At 63.8% G+C, this 18,296-nt stretch carries 19 protein-coding genes; 12 read left to right on the top strand and 7 right to left on the bottom strand.

Features of this window, described 5'->3' with window-relative positions; translation table 11 throughout:
- Positions 1–37 precede the first annotated feature (37 nt).
- Positions 38–622, bottom strand: a complete 585-nt coding sequence (locus JQ597_RS28820) for a tripartite tricarboxylate transporter substrate-binding protein (protein ID WP_212268865.1) — start codon at positions 620–622, stop codon at positions 38–40.
- 54 nt (positions 623–676) lie between these two features.
- On the bottom strand, positions 677–1,630 hold the full coding sequence (locus JQ597_RS28815) for a transporter substrate-binding domain-containing protein (RefSeq protein ID WP_249148286.1): 954 nt from the start codon (positions 1,628–1,630) through the stop codon (positions 677–679).
- Between JQ597_RS28815 and JQ597_RS28810 the strand changes: the two genes are divergently transcribed.
- From JQ597_RS28810 to JQ597_RS28780, 7 genes are all read left to right on the top strand, one after another.
- Positions 1,629–2,342, top strand: a complete 714-nt coding sequence (locus JQ597_RS28810; RefSeq protein ID WP_212268864.1) for a TetR/AcrR family transcriptional regulator — start codon at positions 1,629–1,631, stop codon at positions 2,340–2,342. The two genes, JQ597_RS28815 and JQ597_RS28810, sit on opposite strands and share 2 nt — an antisense overlap.
- A 7-nt stretch (positions 2,343–2,349) precedes the next feature.
- Positions 2,350–3,219 carry an amidohydrolase family protein gene (locus tag JQ597_RS28805; RefSeq protein WP_249148282.1) on the top strand — a complete coding sequence of 290 codons (870 nt, stop codon included), beginning with the start codon at positions 2,350–2,352 and terminating at the stop codon, positions 3,217–3,219.
- A gap of 10 nt (positions 3,220–3,229) precedes the next feature.
- The gene (locus tag JQ597_RS28800) at positions 3,230–4,234 is read left to right on the top strand and encodes a Bug family tripartite tricarboxylate transporter substrate binding protein (RefSeq protein ID WP_212268862.1); all 1,005 of its coding nucleotides are present in this window, start codon (positions 3,230–3,232) and stop codon (positions 4,232–4,234) included.
- 26 nt (positions 4,235–4,260) lie between these two features.
- On the top strand, positions 4,261–4,986 hold the full coding sequence (locus JQ597_RS28795; RefSeq protein WP_212207387.1) for a PIG-L deacetylase family protein: 726 nt from the start codon (positions 4,261–4,263) through the stop codon (positions 4,984–4,986).
- A complete protein-coding gene (locus JQ597_RS28790; protein WP_212268861.1) occupies positions 4,983–5,675 on the top strand; it encodes a 4-carboxy-4-hydroxy-2-oxoadipate aldolase/oxaloacetate decarboxylase in 693 nt (230 codons plus the stop codon). The genes JQ597_RS28795 and JQ597_RS28790 overlap by 4 nt, the downstream gene beginning before the upstream one ends.
- 1 nt (position 5,676) lies before the next feature.
- The gene (locus tag JQ597_RS28785; RefSeq protein WP_212268860.1) at positions 5,677–6,531 is read left to right on the top strand and encodes a substrate-binding domain-containing protein; all 855 of its coding nucleotides are present in this window, start codon (positions 5,677–5,679) and stop codon (positions 6,529–6,531) included.
- A 90-nt stretch (positions 6,532–6,621) separates the two neighbouring features.
- Positions 6,622–7,572 carry a catechol 2,3-dioxygenase gene (locus tag JQ597_RS28780; protein WP_212268859.1) on the top strand — a complete coding sequence of 317 codons (951 nt, stop codon included), beginning with the start codon at positions 6,622–6,624 and terminating at the stop codon, positions 7,570–7,572.
- A gap of 25 nt (positions 7,573–7,597) precedes the next feature.
- Here JQ597_RS28780 and JQ597_RS28775 read toward each other — a convergent pair whose 3' ends face one another.
- Entirely contained in the window at positions 7,598–8,737 is a 1,140-nt protein-coding gene (locus tag JQ597_RS28775) for an acyl-CoA dehydrogenase family protein (protein ID WP_212268858.1), read from the bottom strand.
- Between the two features lie 83 nt (positions 8,738–8,820).
- Between JQ597_RS28775 and JQ597_RS28770 the strand changes: the two genes are divergently transcribed.
- Genes JQ597_RS28770 through JQ597_RS28750 form a run of 5 tightly spaced genes read left to right on the top strand, consistent with a single transcriptional unit; the run spans position 8,821 to position 15,036 of the window.
- The gene (locus JQ597_RS28770) at positions 8,821–9,687 is read left to right on the top strand and encodes a FadR/GntR family transcriptional regulator (protein ID WP_212268857.1); all 867 of its coding nucleotides are present in this window, start codon (positions 8,821–8,823) and stop codon (positions 9,685–9,687) included.
- 50 nt (positions 9,688–9,737) lie between these two features.
- On the top strand, positions 9,738–10,547 hold the full coding sequence (locus JQ597_RS28765) for an enoyl-CoA hydratase/isomerase family protein (RefSeq protein WP_312010862.1): 810 nt from the start codon (positions 9,738–9,740) through the stop codon (positions 10,545–10,547).
- Positions 10,548–10,592: 45 nt separating this feature from the next.
- A complete protein-coding gene (locus JQ597_RS28760; RefSeq protein ID WP_249148278.1) occupies positions 10,593–12,791 on the top strand; it encodes an acyl-CoA dehydrogenase family protein in 2,199 nt (732 codons plus the stop codon).
- Between the two features lie 12 nt (positions 12,792–12,803).
- Positions 12,804–14,009, top strand: a complete 1,206-nt coding sequence (locus JQ597_RS28755; protein WP_212268855.1) for a CaiB/BaiF CoA transferase family protein — start codon at positions 12,804–12,806, stop codon at positions 14,007–14,009.
- Positions 14,010–14,067: 58 nt separating this feature from the next.
- On the top strand, positions 14,068–15,036 hold the full coding sequence (locus JQ597_RS28750) for a Bug family tripartite tricarboxylate transporter substrate binding protein (RefSeq protein WP_212268854.1): 969 nt from the start codon (positions 14,068–14,070) through the stop codon (positions 15,034–15,036).
- A gap of 30 nt (positions 15,037–15,066) precedes the next feature.
- On the opposite strand, the gene JQ597_RS28745 is transcribed toward JQ597_RS28750, so the two are convergent.
- The 4 genes from JQ597_RS28745 to JQ597_RS28730 form a co-directional block, all read right to left on the bottom strand.
- Positions 15,067–15,774: an SDR family oxidoreductase gene (locus JQ597_RS28745; RefSeq protein ID WP_409363259.1), complete on the bottom strand. Its 708-nt coding sequence runs from the start codon at positions 15,772–15,774 to the stop codon at positions 15,067–15,069.
- A gap of 86 nt (positions 15,775–15,860) precedes the next feature.
- Positions 15,861–16,721 (bottom strand): VOC family protein, encoded by an 861-nt coding sequence (locus JQ597_RS28740; protein WP_212268852.1) that lies wholly within the window; start codon positions 16,719–16,721, stop codon positions 15,861–15,863.
- Entirely contained in the window at positions 16,718–17,614 is an 897-nt protein-coding gene (locus JQ597_RS28735) for a VOC family protein (RefSeq protein ID WP_212268851.1), read from the bottom strand. Before JQ597_RS28735 ends, JQ597_RS28740 begins: the two co-directional genes overlap by 4 nt.
- Complete coding sequence (locus tag JQ597_RS28730; RefSeq protein WP_212268850.1) at positions 17,611–18,294, bottom strand: TetR/AcrR family transcriptional regulator; 684 nt, start codon at positions 18,292–18,294, stop codon at positions 17,611–17,613. Before JQ597_RS28730 ends, JQ597_RS28735 begins: the two co-directional genes overlap by 4 nt.
- Positions 18,295–18,296: the final 2 nt, after the last annotated feature.

Raw genomic sequence — 18,296 nt, 5'->3', positions numbered from 1 at the left:
TTTTCCACAACCTATTGAAGTATTATCTGTTTATCCGTCAGACGCGGACTAACCCCTTGCCCTTGTAGGGAATCGCAAGGATCTTCACCTTGGCCATGTAGTTGAGAAGTTCGCCGGCAAGGTGCGCCGACGTGCCGTTGCCTGACATGCCATAGGACAAGGCGTCGGGCTTCTCGCGGGCGATCGTCAGCAACTCCTGCAGATTCTTCACGGGGCTGTTCTTGGACACGACGATGGCGAGCGGCGACGCGGCGATCTCGCTGATCGCGGTAAAATCCTTGAACGTGTCGTAGGGCAGCTTTGGATAGAAGAACTGATTGAGCGGATGGCCGCTGGCGACCAGGATCAGGGTGTAGCCATCGGGCGCGGATTGGGTCAGTGTCTGCGAAGCGATAGTGCCGCCGGCGCCGGGCCGGTTTTCGATCACGGGCTGCTGGCCCCAGATCTTCGACAGCGACTGGCCTACCGTGCGCGCGAGGACATCAACCGCGCCGCCGGCGGCATAGGGCACCAGAATCCGCACCGGCTTGCTTGGGAAACCCTCGGCGTTTGCCTGCGTACCGGCCAGCGAGAATAGTGCCGCGGCCAGGACGGAACGGATGAGTTTGCGTGGGGTAGGCATGGTAGGAAATCCTTCTTGTCCGGATCGATGGTTGGAAGTGGGCGGCGTACGCCGCTAATTCTGTGTTTCCGGCGTAACCGCGCCGCGCAGCCCCGCACGCACAATCGCTGCCTTGACCAGGCCTTCGGACTTCGCGGCTTCGGTGAACTGCTGGATGAACGCCATCCCGCCATCGCGTCCTTTGGGGACGCCGATTGCGAAACGCTCGACGCCCCAGCGGCCGTCGAGCACTTTTGACCCAGGCAGCTTCTCCGACATTTCGTACAGGGAGGCCTTGTTGGTGGCATAGGCGTGGAGCGTGCCGGCCGTCAGCATCTCGATGGCGGCGTCGAAATTTGCCGCGCGCACGATCTCGGCCTTCTTCAGGTCGCGCGTAAGGGTGCCGTCCGAGGAGCTTCCTGCCGTGACGCCGACGCGCACGCCTGCTGCATCCACCTCGATCAGCGCTGTGAGCGCCGAGCCCTTCGGCACGAGATAGCCGAGCTCGACTTCAAAAACGGGCGGGCCGAAATCCATCTCCCGTGCCCGCGCGGCCGTGGCGTTGGTGAGGGCGACGTCGGCCTTGCCCGTCTTGACCGCTTCGAGGACCTCGGCGTTCACGGAGAAAATCACCGGCTCAAAGGGCACGCCGAGCCGGCTCGCGAGTTCCTTGCCGAGATCGTAGCCGACGCCCTTTGGTCCGCCCGATTTCGGATCCGGCAGGATCGAGGTCGGTGTTCCCGGATACAGCGCCACCCGCAGCGCACCGCTCGGCGCGAGGATCTGCCGAATCTCGGTGTCGGCCGCAATGACGCCACCGGCAAAGAGCGCGGCAACCGCCAGCACCGAAACAATGATCTGGCGCCTTCCAGCCATATCGCTCTCCCGTGCCTTCCGCTCCAGTCGCGTCGGCGCCGGGTTTTTCCGGCGCCACCGATATATTTGTTGACTGGACCTGATAATTTGTACATCTGTACAAAAGAAAAAGCGGAAAGCAAACCCCCAAAGAAGAGCCCAAAGAAAACTCATGACGCGCAATCCCAATATGCGGGAAGCAATCCTCAGCGCGGCCGAGAGCCTGTTCTCGACCCGGGGCTTCAACGCCGTCTCGATCCGCGACATAGCGCTGGAGGCGGGCGCCAATCCCGGCAGCGTCACCTATCATTTCAAGAGCAAGGACGGCCTGCTGCTCGAAATCTACAAGCGGCATTGCGGTCCCATGAACAAGCGCCGCATCGAGCTATTGGTGGCGGCGCGGCGCGTGCGCGACGTGCAGGACCGGCTCGAGGCCGTGGTGCGCGCCTATGTGCAGCCGGCGTTTTCGTCGAGCAGCGATCTGGCCGGCGGCGGCGCGCGGTTCACGCGGCTGCGCGCTGTCATGTCGGCGGAAGGCAACGCCGTGGTCGGCCGCATCATTGCGGAGATCTTCGACGACACCACCAACGCCTTCATTGAAGCGATCGAGCAGAGCCTGCCGCATCTGCCGCGCAAGACGCTGGTCTGGCGCTCCCAGTTCCTGCTCGGCGCGCTCTATTACACCCTGGTCAACCCGGAACGGGTGACGCGGTTGTCGCGCGGCGAGGCCGATGGCGCCGACATGGCCGAGGCGATCGAGCAACTGGTTTCCGCCACCGTCGCCGCACTGCAGGCGCCTGACATTAATGGCCAGGCGGCCGCGGAGCCCGCTGCGAAAGCCGGAGCCAGGAAAGCCCCGGCCGGTTCCCGCTCACGCACCGCATGAGAGCATGATGTCGAAGCCAACGATTCCCGGCCCGGATCGCAATACGCGGACGCCGAAATTCCGCCTGCCGCCGCTGGCGTGCGACGCGCACACCCATATTTTCGGGCCGGGCGACAAATATCCGTATGCGCCGGGGCGACCGTACACGCCGCCGGACGCACCGCTGGAGGATTTCAGGGCGCTGCATCAGAAGCTCGGCATTGGCCGGGCCATCATCGTCAATGCCAGCGTGCACGGCACCGACAATCGCGTTGCGCTCGACGCCATCGCCGTCAGCGACGGGACCTTTCGCGCCGTCGCCAATATCGACGATACCATTACTGAGCGCGGCCTTCAGGAGCTTCATGACGGCGGTTTCCGCGGCTGCCGCTTCAATTTCGTGCGCCATCTCGGAGGTGTGCCCGACATGGCGGTGTTCCACAAGATCGTCGCGATGGTGGCGCCGCTCGGCTGGCACATCGACCTGCATTTCGATGCGATCGATTTGCCTGAATATGCCGACCTGCTGGCAAAACTGCCGGTGCGCTACACCATCGATCACATGGGACGGGTCAAGGCTGCTGACGGACTCAACCAGTTGCCGTTCCGGACCCTGATCGACTTGATGCAGCGCGACGAGAAATGCTGGGTCAAGGTCTGCGGCTGCGAGCGGGTGTCCTCCAGCGGACCGCCGTTCCACGACGCGGTGCCGTTTGCGCGCCGCATCATCGAGACGGCGCCGGATCGCGTGATCTGGGGAACCGACTGGCCGCATCCCAACGTCAAGGCGATGCCGAACGACGGCGATCTGGTCGACCTCATTCCACTATTCGCGCCGGAGCCCGAGTTGCAGCAAAAGATACTGGTCGATAATCCCGCGCGGCTGTTTGAGTTCTGATGGATCAACCATGACGGTCAGGCCCGAGGGTTTTGGTTTGAGCGGCCGCTGCGCATCGATCGCAGGCGCATTTGCGTTGGCCGTGCTGCTGCTGACGCCGCAGATCGCCTGCGCCCAGAATTATCCAAACCGGCCGGTGCGGCTGATCCTCCCCTTCGGTCCGGGCGGGGTTGCCGACGTCACCGCGCGGATCGTCACCGAGAAGCTCGGCGAAAAGCTCGGGCAGCGCTTCATCATCGAGAACATGCCGGGCGCCGGCGGCATCACCGCCGCCCGCGCGGTGCTGTCGTCGGCCGCCGACGGCTATACGCTGGCGCTGCTGAGCAATGGCACCGCGATTTCGGTGTCGCTGTTCAAGAACCTGAGATTCGATCCGGTCAGGGATTTCGTTCCGGTCTCGGGCATGGGTTATTTCGACTTCATCCTCGTCACCCAGGCCGGCTCGCCGTACCAGACATTGGCGGACCTGATCAAAGCGGCCAAGGCAAGGCCCGGTGCGCTCAATGTCGGCACCATCAATGTCGGCTCGACGCAAAACCTCTCGGCGCAATTGTTCAAATCCACTGCCGGCGTCGAAATCACCATCGTGCCGTTCCGCAGTTCGCCCGATGTCCTGATCGCGCTGCTGCGCGGCGATATCCAGATGGGAATCGAGAATTACACCGCGGTGCAGTCGCACATCTCAGATAAGGCGGTGACGGCGGTCTCGACTTCAGGTTCGGTCCGCACGCCGTTCCTGCCTGACGTTCCGACGGTAAAGGAAGCCGGCGGCGGCGATTTCGAGGCGCAGTCCTGGAACGCGATTTTTGCGCCCAAGGGCACGCCGCCGGAGGTGATCAAGACGCTCAATGCGGCGCTCCGCGAGGTGCTCGACACGCCCGACTTGAAGAAGCGCGCGCTCGAGCTGGGCATCGAGGCCAAGGCCTCCACGCCGGAGGAAATCGCGCAGCGGCTGAAGGACGATATCGAGAAATGGGCTAAAGTGATCGAGCGGGCGGGCATCGAGAAGCAATAGCCGGAAAACCGAAAGAGGAAACAGCAATGACCAATGCAAACAAGACCGGCCTCGTGGTCACGGCGCATCCCGGCGATTTCGTCTGGCGCGCGGGCGGGGCGATCGCGCTTCACGCCAAGAAGGGGTACCGCATCAAGATCGCCTGCCTGTCGTTCGGCGAGCGCGGCGAGAGCCAGTTCGCCTGGAAGGAAACCGGTGCCACGCTTGAAAAGGTCAAGGCGGGACGGCGCGACGAGGCGCAGCGCGCAGCCGAGATGCTGGGCGCGGAAATCGAATTCTTCGATGCCGGCGATTATCCGCTGCGCACCACCGAAGCGCATTTCGACCGCATGGTCGATATCTACCGCGAACTCAATCCGTCCTTCGTGCTCACCCACGCGCTGGAAGACCCCTACAATTTCGATCATCCCAACGCCGCGCATTTCGCGCAGGAGACCCGCGTGGTGGCGCAGGCGATGGGCCACAAGCCCGGCGCTAAGTACACCTACGCCGCGCCGCCGGTGTTCCTGTTCGAGCCGCACCAGCCCGAGATGTGCAATTTCAAGCCGCAGGTGATCCTCAACATCGACGAGGTTTGGGAGCAGAAGCGCAAGACCTTTGAAATTCTCGCCGCGCAAAAACACCTGTGGGCGTACTATGAGCGCGTCGCATTGCAGCGGGGCATGCAGGGCGGCCGCAATTCCGGCAAGGCCATGACCTATGGCGAGGCCTATCAGCGGCTGTTCCCGATGGCGATGGAGGAACTGGCATGAAAACCGTTGTTGTCCGCAACATCAAGCGCACCGATGCCGACCTCGTGAACCGCCTTGGCACGCTCGGCGTCGCCACCGCGCACGAGGCCTATGGGCGCTTCGGGCTGATGAAACCATATTTGCGTCCGGTATGGGCCGGCGGCGAGGCGGCAGGCACGGCGGTGACCGTGCTGGCGCAGCCCGGCGACAACTGGATGATCCATGTCGCGGTGGAGCAGTGCAAGCCCGGCGACATTCTGGTGGTCGGCTGCACCACCGACAATACCGACGGCATGTTCGGCGATTTGCTCGCGACCTCGCTGATGGCGCGCGGCGTCAGGGGCCTGGTGATCGATGCCGGCGTCCGCGACGCCAAGGCGCTGCGCGAGATGGGGTTTCCGGTGTGGTCGAGGGCGATTTCCGCCAAGGGCACGGTCAAGGCGACCTTGGGCGCCGTCAATGTGCCCGTGGTCTGCGCCGGGATCAATGTGGTGCCGGGCGACGCTGTCGTCGCCGATGACGACGGTGTTGTGGTCGTCAGGCGGAAAGATGCCGCCGACGTCGTTGCCAAGGGAGAAAAACGCCACGCCGACGAGGACGGCAAGCGCAAGCAACTCGCCGCCGGTGTGCTCGGCCTCGACATGTACAACATGCGCGAGCCCTTGGCGAAAGCAGGCCTTGTCTATATCGATGAGCCGGAGAGCGACTGAGATGGCAATACGCCTGCGCACCTTGCTCGGCGACCATCCCGGCGCCGCGGCGCTGAAGAGCGGCGCGATTAAATCCGATCTGGTCGAGTTCGACTTTGTCGACTATTCGCCGACCAACAAGGGCTTCAAGCCGATGGTCCGCGAGGCCGCGTTCGACGTCTCCGAGATGGCCATCGTCACCTATCTGATGGCCAGGAGCTTTGACAAGCCGATGGTGCTGCTGCCTCATGTGGTGATGGCGCGCTTTCAGCATGGACATGCGCTGTACAACACAAAGCGGGGCGCGCTGACCCCTACCGATCTGAACGGCAAGCGCGTCGGTATCCGCTCCTTTACCACCACGACCGGCGCGTGGCTGCGCGGTATCCTCGCCAATGATTACGGCGTCGATCTCAATTCGATCGACTGGGTGACCTTCGAGGACGCCCATGTCGCCGAATTCAGGGACACGACCAAACGAGCGCCGGCCGGCAAGCCAATCATCCAGATGCTTGTGGATGGTGAACTCGATGCGGTGCTCGGCGAGAAGTCCGAGCATGCGGATTTCAAACCGCTGTTCGCCGACGTCGCCGCGGAGGAGAAGGCCTGGGCTGCCAAGCACAAGGTGGTGCCGATCAACCATATGGTGGTGGTAAGCCGGGCCCTGTGCGAGAAAAATCCGGACGTAGTGCGGGAAGTGAATCGGTTGCTGGCGGAGTCGGCCAAGGCGTCAGCCGCTGCGCCACGTTTCTCTGCAGATGAGATGCGTCGTTCGCTGGAGCTGATTATCGGCTACACCGCCCAGCAAGCCCTCATTCCGCGTGCTTTCAGCGTCGATGAGCTGTTCGACGACATAACGCGTGCGCTGCAATTGTAGGGAGGGCAAAGGCGCGTAGCGCCGTGCCCACCTCCGAACTTGAACTGGTGGGCACGCTACGCTTTGCCCACCCTACGAGAGAGACCACCTATGACCCTAGAGCCGATCTTCGATCTCGCCCATCTCGGCCACATGGAAATGCTGACGCCGAAGCCGGAGGAAAGCGAAAAATTCTTTGTGGACGTCATGGGTATGACCGTCAGCGGCCGCAAGGGCGAGTCCGTCTACTTGCGCGGCTGGGACGATTACGAGCGCTATTCGCTCAAGCTCACGGCTTCCAAAACCTCAGGGATCGAGCATATGGCACTGCGCGCGCGCAGCCCGCAGGCGCTGGAGCGACGTGTCGCCGCGCTGAAGGGATCCGGCTTCGACATCGGCTGGGTCGATGGCGACATGGGGCAGGGGCCGGCGTTCCGTTGCCGCGACCCGGACGGCCATATCGTCGAACTCTATTACGAGACCGAGTGGTATCAGGCGCCGCCTGAACTGAAGCCCGCACTGAAGAACCAGGCGCAGCGGTTTCCGGCGCGCGGCGTCAATGTCCGCCGGCTCGATCATCTCAATTGCCTCGCGGTCGATATCAAGGCCAACCGCCTGTTCTTCGAAAACTATCTCGGCTTGCGCACAACCGAGCAGATCGTGCTCAACGACGGCACGGAAGCCGCGATGTGGATGACGATGTGCAACAAGAGCTACGACTTTGCCTACACCCGCGATCACTACGGCAAGATGGGCCGCTTCCATCACGTCACCTACGCGCTCGACAGCCGCGAGGAGATATTGCGCGCCGCCGACATCTTCCTGGAGAACGGCATCCACATCGAGACCGGCCCGCACAAGCACGCGATCCAGCAAACCTTCTTCCTCTATGTCTACGAACCCGGCGGCAACCGCGTCGAGGTCGCCAACGCCGGCGCCCGCCTCATCCTCGCGCCCGACTGGAAACCGATCGTCTGGACCGAGGAAGAGCGCAAGAAAGGCCAGGCCTGGGGGCTGAAGACGATCGAGTCGTTTCACACCCACGGCACGCCGCCGGTGTGACGGGGAAAAGCCTGTCAGCACGCTTCTACCGAAGCAGCTCCCGGGCGATCACCACGCGCTGGATCTGGTTGGTGCCTTCGAAGATCTGGGTCAGCTTGGCGTCGCGCATCATGCGCTCGACCGGATAGTCCATGGTGTAGCCGTAGCCGCCGAAGATCTGGACGGCGTCCGTTGTCACCTTCATGGCCATATCGCTGCCGACGCATTTGGCCATGCTGGCCAGCACGTTGAGGCGTTTCCAGTCGCCGGCATCGCCGGCCCGGGCGCATTCGTAGACGAGGGCACGTGCGGCCTCGATCTGCATGGCCATGTCGGCCAGCATGAATTGCACGCCCTGAAACTCCGCGATCGCCTTCTTGAACTGTTTGCGCTCCTTGGCGTAGGCAACGCACGCGTCGAGCGCGCCCTGGGCCAGGCCGACGGACTGGGCGCCGATGGTCGGCCGGTTGAGGTCGAGCGCGCGCATCGACGCCCGGAAGCCCTTGCCTTCTTCTCCGACGAGGTTCTCCGCAGGGACGCGGACATTGTCGAAGAAGATCGGAGTATTCGGCGCGCCGCGGAAGCCCATCTTGCGCTCGTGGCGTCCAAACGAGATGCCCGACATCGTCTTCGGTTCGACGATGAAGGCACTGATCCCGTCGGCGCCCGGAGCGTCGCTGGTCCGGGCCATCACTACGATGTAGTCGGCGACGACGCCATAGCTGCACCATTGCTTGCGGCCGTTGAGGACGTAGCTGTCGCCGTCCTTCCGGGCACGGGTGTTGATCGCGGTGACGTCGGAGCCGGCTTGTGGCTCGGATATCGCGATCGCCGTGACGACGCCGCCCTTGGCGATAATGGGTAGGTATTTGGCGCGCTGCTCCTCGGAACCGAAGTGAAGCAGCGGCATGATGAACATGGTGTTGAGGGCTGCGATCGAGGCGCAAGCCGGCGAGACCCTGGATATCTCCTCCCGGGCGAGGCAGGCCAAGGTCAGGTTGCCGTTCGGACCGCCGTAGCGTTCCGGCACCCAGAGCTGCATCAGCCCCATCTCGCCGAACAGCTTCACGAGTTCGAGCGGGAAGCGGTCGGTCTCGTCGATTTCGGCCGCGACAGGCGCGACGTGCTTTGCGACCATCTTCCGCACGGTGTCGCGGAACGCGGTCTGCTCCTCGGTGAAGCTCATGTTGATCCCTGGGTCATCTTTTCTTGCCGGAAGTTTGAAAAGGGGCTTCCATTGAATGGGTGAACCATTTAATAATTCACCGCATGAGCACCAAGTCAAGCCCTCGCACGCCCGCCCGCGCCAGGTCTTCGACGCCCAACCGGCGCGAAAGGGTCCCCGATCACCGCGCGGCTGGCGCGCCGGCCGCGCCGGCGTTCCGCCCGATCCACACACGGCGTGCGTTCGAGGAAATCTGCGAGCGCATCCGCGAGCAGCTCGCGCTCGGCGTCCTCAAGCCGGGCGACAAGCTGCCGCCCGAACGAGACCTGGCCCAGCAGCTCGGCGTCAGCCGCAACGTGCTGCGCGAGGCCTTGCGCAGCCTCGAAATGGCCGGCGTGCTTCGGCTGCAGAAGGGCGTCAAGGGCGGCGCCTTCATTCAGGAGGGCGACACCAGCCGCATGAACGGCGTGATGCGCGATATGCTGTCGCTCGGCACGATTTCCGTCCGGGAATTGTCGGAAGCGCGTGTTCACGTTCTCGATCTCGTGGTGCGGCTGGCGTGTGCCAATGCACGAAAAGCCGATCTCGACGCGCTCGAGGCCAATATTCGGCGCACCGAGGATGCGACGCGGGAAGGGCGGCTGCTGGACCGCGTCGAATGCTCGCGCGAATTCTACAAACTGCTCGCGGCGTCGACCGGTAACAAAGTGATCGCCATGATCATGGATTCGGTCACCGAGATTCACATGCGCTTCGTTTACGCCAAGGTCTCGTCGAGCGGCGTCGCGATGGCGCGGCTGGCGGAAAAGCGACGGCAATTCCTGGCGGCGCTGGGTGACCGAAAGGTGGTGACGGCGACGCGCCTGATGCGTACCCATCTGGAATCCGTGCAGCGGATGCTGGAGCAGGACCCCGGCGCGATGTCGCTTCACGTCGCGTTGGCGGAGGTGCAGCCCGGAATGCGCAGATAACAGAGAGTGGCTCGATCCACGCTCGAACAATTATAACAACGGAGGAAAATGTGTCCCAATACGCCAGATACGAATGCCTGACGGTCGAGGTCGCGGACAAGGTCGCGACCGTGACTTTGAACCGGCCGCAAGCACGCAACGCCATCAATCAGAAGCTGATCCGCGAACTGCGGACCATCTGGGACGACCTGGCCGACGATCACGCCGTCCACGTCGTGGTGCTGACGGGCGCGGGTGATTTCTTCAGCGTGGGTGGCGACGTGAAGGCGATGTCGGAGCGACCGGGCGGCGACGTTCTCGAGGAGGGGGAAGTCCACGACCCCATGATCAGCCGCCGTGGCGTGACGCGCCAGCTCGAACTGGACAAGCCGATCATTGCGGCGATCAACGGCGACGCCATCGGCCTCGCCGCAACTCACGCGCTGCTTTGCGACATCACGGTGATGGCGGAGGACGCGCGCATCGGCGACACCCACGTCTCGCGGGTCGGCCTGGTCGCCGGCGACGGCGGCACCGTGATCTGGCCGCTGCTGATCGGCATCAACAAGGCCAAGGAGTACCTGATCCGCGGCACCCTTCTGAAAGGTGCGGAGGCTGAGCGGATCGGGCTGGTCAATCATGTCGTGCCGCGCGCGGAGGTGCTCGCCAAGGCCCGCGAGATTGCGATTGAGCTCGCCAACGGCCCGACCTGGGCCATTCGCTGGACCAAGCTGTCGATCAACCAGATCGTCAAGGATCGCGTGAATATGATGCTGGAGGCCTCGATGGCGCTCGAGCAGGTGACGTTCGAGACCGCCGACCACAAAGAGGCGACCATGTCGTTCAAGGAGAAGCGCAAGCCGAAATACGGCAAGGCCTAGTCTCCCATGGATGCGGCCGCGCCTCCGAGCGACGACACCGCGAAAATGCTTCGGGATTCCCTGCGCGGGTTTCTCGAAGCGCATTGGGCTGCGGGCGGCGGCAAGGAGCGGCCGTCCCCGGACGATACCTCGGCGGTCTGGCGCAAGCTCATCGGGCAGGGGGTGGCTGCGCTCGGCTCCGGCCGCGATGAAGGCGGCCTTCGCGAGATCCTGGTGGTGATGGCGGAACTTGGCCGCGCCGCATGTCCGGCGCCGATGTGGTCCGTCGCGCTGGCCAACTTTTCCCTCTCGGGCTCGCGGACCGACGCCGCCGTGGAGCTGCTGGAAAAGCTGCATGCCGGCACAGCGGTGGCTGCTTTCTCCTTCGGCGCCCGCGACCCTGATGTGGGTGCAGGATCGATCCGGATTGACGGCTCGCGCGCAACAGGCGTGCTTCGTTTCGTCGAGGCCGCTGGTGCCACACATCTTCTCGTGGCCGTTGACGCGTCCCATCTTGCCCTCGTCCAACTGGATGCTCCCGGCATTGTCCTCGCGCCGACGCGCGCCATGGGCGCATGGGGGCTCTGCGAGGTGCGGCTGAATTCGGCGCCGCTGACGCTGCTTCCGCTGGAGGCGGTCGACCTCGATGATATCAGCCTCAAGGCCCAGGTCGCATTGCTGGCGAGGGCACATGGCGCCGCCCGGCGCGCGTTCGAGCTGGCCACGGACTACGCCAGGGAGCGTCACCAGTTTGGGCAACCGATCGCAAAGTTTCAGGCGATCCAGCACAAGCTCGCCAATGGCCTGATCGCGCTCGAAGGCGTCCGCCTGATCCTGGATCATGCGGCCAGGCTGCACGACATTGGTGATTGCAACTGGCGCTATTTTGTCGATTGCGCGGTTGCCTTTGGCGGGCATGCGCTGCGGCGCGTGTCGCTCGAGACCCAGCATATTTTCGGCGCCATCGGCTATGCCGAAGAGCACGAGGCCACGCGACATTTCAAGCGCGTGCACCTGGACACGGTCGCGCTCGGCGGGGCGCCTGATGCACGGCGGCGGCTGGCTTCGTATTTGCTGGATCGCGGCGGCGCGCCGTTGCCGCAATACGATCTCGGTCCGGCCGGCAACGAGCTGCGCGAACAGGTGCGGCGGTGGCTCGATCAAAACTGGTCGGGAGACCGGAAGGCGAGGTTCGACCAACAGCCATTTGAAAAGCGTGAGTTCGACGCCGAGTTCGCGCGCGATATCGGCAAGACCGGATGGATCGGCCTCGGATGGCCAAAGCAATTCGGCGGGCAGGGCCGTTCCCCGCTGGAGCAGATCGCATTCACGGAGACGATGGAGCAGGGCGAAGCACCGCGGATCGGCGCGTCGATCCAGGCCAACGCCCTGATGATGTTCGGCACGCCGGAGCAGCAGCAGAACTACCTGCCGGAAATTCTCCGGGGCGAGGCCATGCACGGCATGGGCTACAGCGAACCGCAAGCCGGCTCCGATCTCGCCGCGCTGCGCACCAGCGCGGTGCGGGACGGCGAGCACTGGGTCATCAACGGCCAGAAGATCTGGACCACGACCTGGTGGGGAAAATACATGTTTCTCGCAGCCCGGACCGACAGGAATGCCAAGCCGCCGCACGCCGGCATCAGCATGTTTATCGTCCCGATGAATGCGCGGGGCATTACGATCCAGCCGGCGAGCACGATGTATGACGGCACGTTTGCCAACATCTTCTACGACGACGTTCGCATTCCCCTGGAAAACATTGTCGGCGAGGTCAATGGCGGCTGGAAAGTCCTGACGGGCGCACTCGCCTTTGAGCGCGGTCTGGTCGGCGGCGGCATCGTGTTGAAGGTGGCCCACGCCTTCGAGCAACTGCGCCGGTATGTGATGGCGGCCGAGGGCGATCGGCCGCCGCCCGCTCAGGATGCGATCGTGCGCGACAAGATGGCGACGCTTGCCTGCGAAATCGAGGTTGGCCGGCAACTGATGATGCATTGCGCCGAACTCGCGGCCGATGGCGTGACGCCGCCGGAATATGGCGCGATCAGCAAGGTCTATTCCGGCGAACTGATGGAAGGGTTCGGCGAGGCGGCGCTCGACATTCTCGGGATGCGCGCCGCGATTTCCGAGCAGATGCCGGGCGCGATCGACAATGGCCGGTTCGAACAGAACCTGCGGCATTCGCTGATGTGGGTGATCAGCATCGGGACCAACGAGATACAGCGCAGCCTGATCGCCCAGCGCGGGCTCGGGCTGCCGAGATAGGAGGCAGGCAGTATGCAGGACCAAACATCGACATCGGCCCTCGAGGGCGTGCGGGTGCTGGATTTCTCCATCATGCTGGCCGGGCCCTATTGCGCGCGGCTGCTGGCCGATGTCGGCGCGGAAGTGATCAAGATCGAGCCGCCGGAAGGCGACGAAATGCGACTGCGCGCGCCGGTGCGTGACGGCCACAGCGCCTATTTCGGCCAGCTCAATGCCGGCAAGCGGAGCATCGCGCTCGACCTGAAATCTTCAGATGCGATCAAGCTCGTCCATCGCATGGTCGAAGACACCGACATCCTGGTCGAGAATTTCCGACCCGGTGTGATGGAGCGCCTGGGTCTCGGATATGAGACGCTGCGACAGATCAATCCGGGACTGATTTACTGCTCGATCTCCGGCTACGGCCAGACCGGTCCGCAGGCCGAGCGCGCCGCGTATGCGATGATCGTTCATGCCGAGAGCGGCTTCGATCGCACGCTGATGCGGTATGCCGGCGACCGCGACCGGCCGGCGGCAGGTGCGGTGTTCGTCGCCGATGTTCTCGGCGGCATTTTCGGCTTCTCGGCAATTCAGACTGCAATGGTGCAGCGCTCGCGCACCGGCGAAGGACAGCGCATCGATGTCGCCCTGATGGATTGCATGCTGAATCTCTTGGTGTATGAGCTGCAGGAAGCGCAATTCTCCAAGCCGATGCCGCGGCCGACTTACGGGCCCGTGCGCACCATGGACGGCGACATCCTGATCGCGCCGGTGTCGGCGCGCAACTTCGCGGCCCTTCGCGACCTGACCGGCCTGCCGGAGCTTTTATCCGACCCGCGCTTCACATCGGTGCCGAAGCGCGGCGCGAACTGGACCGCGATGATGCAGGTCATCGAAAAATGGGCCATGCAATACACAATGGACGAATGCCTTGCCATGCTCGACCAGGCCGGCATTCCCTGCGCGCGCTTTCGTGACCCGGCCGAAGCGCTGGACGATCCCGATCTCGCTGGTCGCGGCACATTTGCGCCGATCGCTGACGCCGCCGGCGAATTCAAGGGCGTCAACGCCCCGTGGCGAATGTCGGGTGCGCGTAGTGCGATCGGGCGGGAAATTCCGTCCATAGGGTCGCACCGCGACGACGTGCTCGAACGCGTGCTTGGACTGTCCGCGGATGAAATCGCAAAACTAGCCGCCTCCGGCGCGTTCGGAAAGGTCGCCGGAACGGCAGCGGAATAAGGCCGGCCGGAGAGAAAGACTGCATCAAAAAAAGAGACGACCTGATGGGAGGATCGACGTGAAACGACTTCATTTCTTCGCGTTTGCGCTCGGGCTTGTGGTTCTTGCCGGAACTGCCGCCGCAGACAATTACCCGTCGCGGCCGATCCGGCTCATCGTGCCATATCCCGCCGGCGGTTCGACCGACATCATGGCGCGCGCGCTGCAGGAGCCGATGGCAAAGATCCTCGGCCAGCCGCTCGTCATCGACAATCGCGGGGGCGCGGCGGGCACGACCGGCGCCAACGAAGCCGCCCGGGCGGATCCGGATGGCTACACCCTTTTGTTTGCAAACAACGGCCCGATCTCGATCGCCCCACTGCTTCAGAAGGGTGTCGATTTCGATCCGTTGAAGAGCTTTGCACCGGTCTCGCTGGTCTCCAAGGCGCCGCTGGTTCTGGTTGCGAGTGAAAATGTGCCGGTGAACGATGCCGCCGGCCTGATCGCCTACGCCAAGGCGCAGGGCAAGCCGATGCTGTATGCGACCGCCGGACCTGGCTCGCTCGGACATCTCAGCACAGAGCGCTTTCTCAACCAGGCCGGGCTGCAGATGGTCCACGTCCCGTACCGCGGCCAGGCACCGACAACGCTCGCGATCTTTGCCGGCGAGGTCGACATCCTGCTCACGACAACATCCGACACGCTGAACGAACATATCCGCTCCGGCAAGGTGAAGCTGCTCGGCGTTTCGTCGCCTGAGCGCTCCGCCGTTGCTCCCGGGGCCACGCCCATCGGGAACGTCTTGAAGGGGTATTCAGTCGAAACCTGGTTCGGGCTGTTGGCTCCCGCGGGTACGCCGCCTGAGATCGTCAGCAAACTCAACGCCGCTATCAAGACGACGCTGGCGATGCCGCAATTGCGCGACCGCTTTCTGGCCTACGGCGTGGAGGCCACGACCAGTACTCCCGCCGAACTGTCCGCCATCATCGCGGCCGAAATTCCCGTGTGGCGCAAGGTGATCGAGGAGCGCCATGTCAAGACCGAGTAATGGCCGGCAGATGATCGAGCTTTGTTCGAATCAGAACGTGCCGGGATAGGCGCCGCCGTCGATCAGAATGTTTTGCCCGGTGATGTAACCGGCTTGCGACGAGCACAGGAACGCGCAGGCAGCGCCGAATTCATCGGGGTGGCCGAACCGCTTGGTCGGGTTGGCCGTTCTGATCTCCTCGGTCACGGCGCCGACCTCGCGCGACGAATTCCGGGCCAGCGCCGTCAGATTAGACTTGAGGCGGTCGGTATCGAACGTGCCGGGCAGCAGGTTGTTGACCGTCACGTTGTGTTCGGCGACCGACCGGGCCAGTCCCGCGACAAAACCCGTCAAGCCGGTGCGCGCGCCGTTGGAAAGCGCAAGCATCGCTACCGGCGCTTTCACGGCATGCGAGGTGACATTGACGATGCGACCGAACTTGCGCGCGATCATGCCGTCCAGCGTCGCCTTGATCAGCGCGATCGGCGCCAGCATGTTGCCATCGAGCGCCTTGATCCAGTCCTCACGCTCGAATTTGCGGAAATCTCCGGGCGGCGGCCCGCCGGCATTGTTGATGAGAATGTCGGGAGCCGGGCAGGCGGCGAGAATGGCATCGCGGCCTTCGTTGGTGGTGACGTCGGCAATGACCGCTTTGGGCCGGTTGGCGGTCGCAGATGCGATCTCCTCCGCGGCACTTTCCAGCACATCCCCACGGCGGGCTACGATGATGAGGTTGACTCCTTCGCGGGCGAGCGCCATCGCGCTCGCCTTGCCAAGGCCCTGGCTTGCCGCGCACACGATCGCGGTGCGTCCCTTCAATCCCAGATCCATTTGCTCTGTTCCAATCAGGAGTTTGGCAAAGCCATGCCCGCGGGTTTCGAACCCCACATGCAGAAACTGGTCGGCTCAAAACCGAATTGCCGCGGCCGGTGCGTCGCCTCGTCTTCGATCTCGTCGACGCCGACCGAGTATTCGAAGATCATGCCGTCCGGGCCTTTGAAGTAGAGGAAGCGCGCGCCCGAGGTCGGATGCCGGCCGGGGCCGAACACGATCGGCACGCGCCGCTCATTGAGGAAGTAATAGGAGCGCAGCACGTCGTCGCTGGTCTCGACCTGGTGGTTGATGTGCTGGATGCCGGCCTTGGGCGCCCGAACCAGCGCAATGGTGTGATGGATCGCATTGACGCGCATCAGCGGAATGTCGCCGATCCGGTCGCTGACACGGGCGTTGCACACTTGCGTCCAGAACCGCTCATCGCGCGCCGGATCGGTCGAGTTGAGGCCGATATGGCTGAAGCCGGTGATCCCGGCATCGCGGCTGGCGAAATAGCGCCGGCCGCTGCGTTCCGGCCGTACCACCAGCTCAATGCGATTGCCGGTCGGATCGCGAAAGCCGATGAAGGCTCTTACCTTGCGCCGCTCGGCTTCCTGCGCAGTTCCTGCATGGACGGCATGCCCGAGCGCTTCCAGCGTGGAGGCCGCCTCCTGCAGGCTCGCCTCGTTCTCGACCTCGAAGCCGACGGTCTGGTCGTCAGGGTCGCCTTCCGAATAGCACAGCGTATGAGCGCGTTCGTCGGAGCGCAGATAGAGATCCTTCTTGCCGCGCTCGGCAATCTGCAGGCCGAGACAGGCGGTCGCGAAATTCTCGGCCGATTCGAGATCGGGCGAACCGAGGCGGACGTAGCTCACATCCTTCAGCTGGATCATGTTGTTCTCCTGTTCATCGGCCCGGCGCTAAGTTCCGGTACGTCCTTGTTTTCGCTGCCCCAGTCGCAGAGCGAGGCGGCAGCAAGCGGGAATTGCCGCGCCAGCCGCGGCTTGCCGTCGAGTTCGGTCATGCCGTTCACATAGGAGAAGATCAGGCCGTCCGGACCTTCGACGTGCAGGAACATCTGGCGTGAGGCGGCCTCGCGGCCCGGGCCCTGCACGATCCTGATCTGGCTTTCCTGCATGAAGTAGCTGTTCTGCATGATCTGATCGAGCGCCTCGACTTCGAACGCCGCATAGAGCAGCCCATTGCGGTTCGATGGATAGAGCGCGATGCGGTGATGCAATCCGTCGATCCGCAAATAGGCGATGTCGCCAACCCAGTCGCTGACTTCGGCGCCGAGCGCGCGCCAGAATGCTAGGTCGCGTGCGTGATCGGTGCTGCGAAGGCCGACGCCATGAAACGCGACAATGCCGGCATCGCGCGGCGGAAAGTAGCGGCGGCCGCTCCTGGTTGGACGGACCACCAGATCAATCCGGTTGCCGGATGCGTCTTGGGTCAGCAGCGCCGACTGCACGTACCGGCGTTTGCACTCGCTGGCTGAGGCCTCTTGAACCGTGAAGCCGAGTGCGCGCAATCGCCCGCCGATTTCTGCTAGCGCCGTATCATCCCAGACCTCGATCCCGACGCTGGCGCCATCAGCAAAATTCTGGCCAAGGCTTACCGTGCGAAACCGGTCGTCGGAACGAAAGGCGATCTCGCCATCCTGATCGGCGACGCGCTGCAGCCCGAAAATATCGGACACAAAGCGCGCGCTGGCGCTCGGCTCGCTGACGGCGAGGCGCACGTAGCAGACCGAGGTGATCAGAGGGGTGGCGCGGCCGTTGTTCATCGCGCCCGCGCCTTCGGATGCTGGGATTCCAGGAAAATCTTGATCATCCGCCGCCACACCGCGAACAGCTCGTCGAACCATTTTGGGTCGTTGTCCCAGAGCGTGCGCAGCGCCATGCCGCGGACGAGGCTTAATGTCAGGGCCACGATGTCGGCCGACAGGGAAGGCGGCACGCCGCTCGCGGCCAGCGCTTCGGTCCAGGCCGTCTCGACCGGCCGGCGCGCTTTGCGGGAGATATCCAGGATCTGCTTGCGGACGGCCTGATCGGTCGACGTCGACAGCACGATGTCGATCGCCACCATGAAATGCTCGCTGAAGAAGAACTCGCGCGCGTCCTCGATCACGGCCTCGATCAGATCACGCGGCCGGTTCACCGCCGCGGCGCGGCGCCGGCTTTGGATCTGCGCCTGCTCGAAGACGTATTCCAGGGTGGCGACAACAAGCGAATCCTTGGTCGGAAAATGATGAAGCTGCGCGCCACGGGACAGGCCCGCTTCGGCGGCGACGTCGGCGGTTCGAAAGCGGGCGTAGCCGCGCCGGCGAATGAGTTCCGATGCGGCCTTGAGGATGCGCGTGCGCGTTTCCTCGGTTCGTTCGGCTTGGGTGCGCCGCCGGGCTGTGCCAAGCGGTCGGCGCGCGGATTTCAGCGGGGCGGGGGCACGGTCAGGACGGCTCGCCATTT

Origin of the sequence: Bradyrhizobium sp. AUGA SZCCT0177, assembly GCF_018130125.1 — a bacterium.
Taxonomy (GTDB): domain Bacteria; phylum Pseudomonadota; class Alphaproteobacteria; order Rhizobiales; family Xanthobacteraceae; genus Bradyrhizobium.
This window is presented reverse-complemented; position numbering and strand designations above follow the sequence as displayed.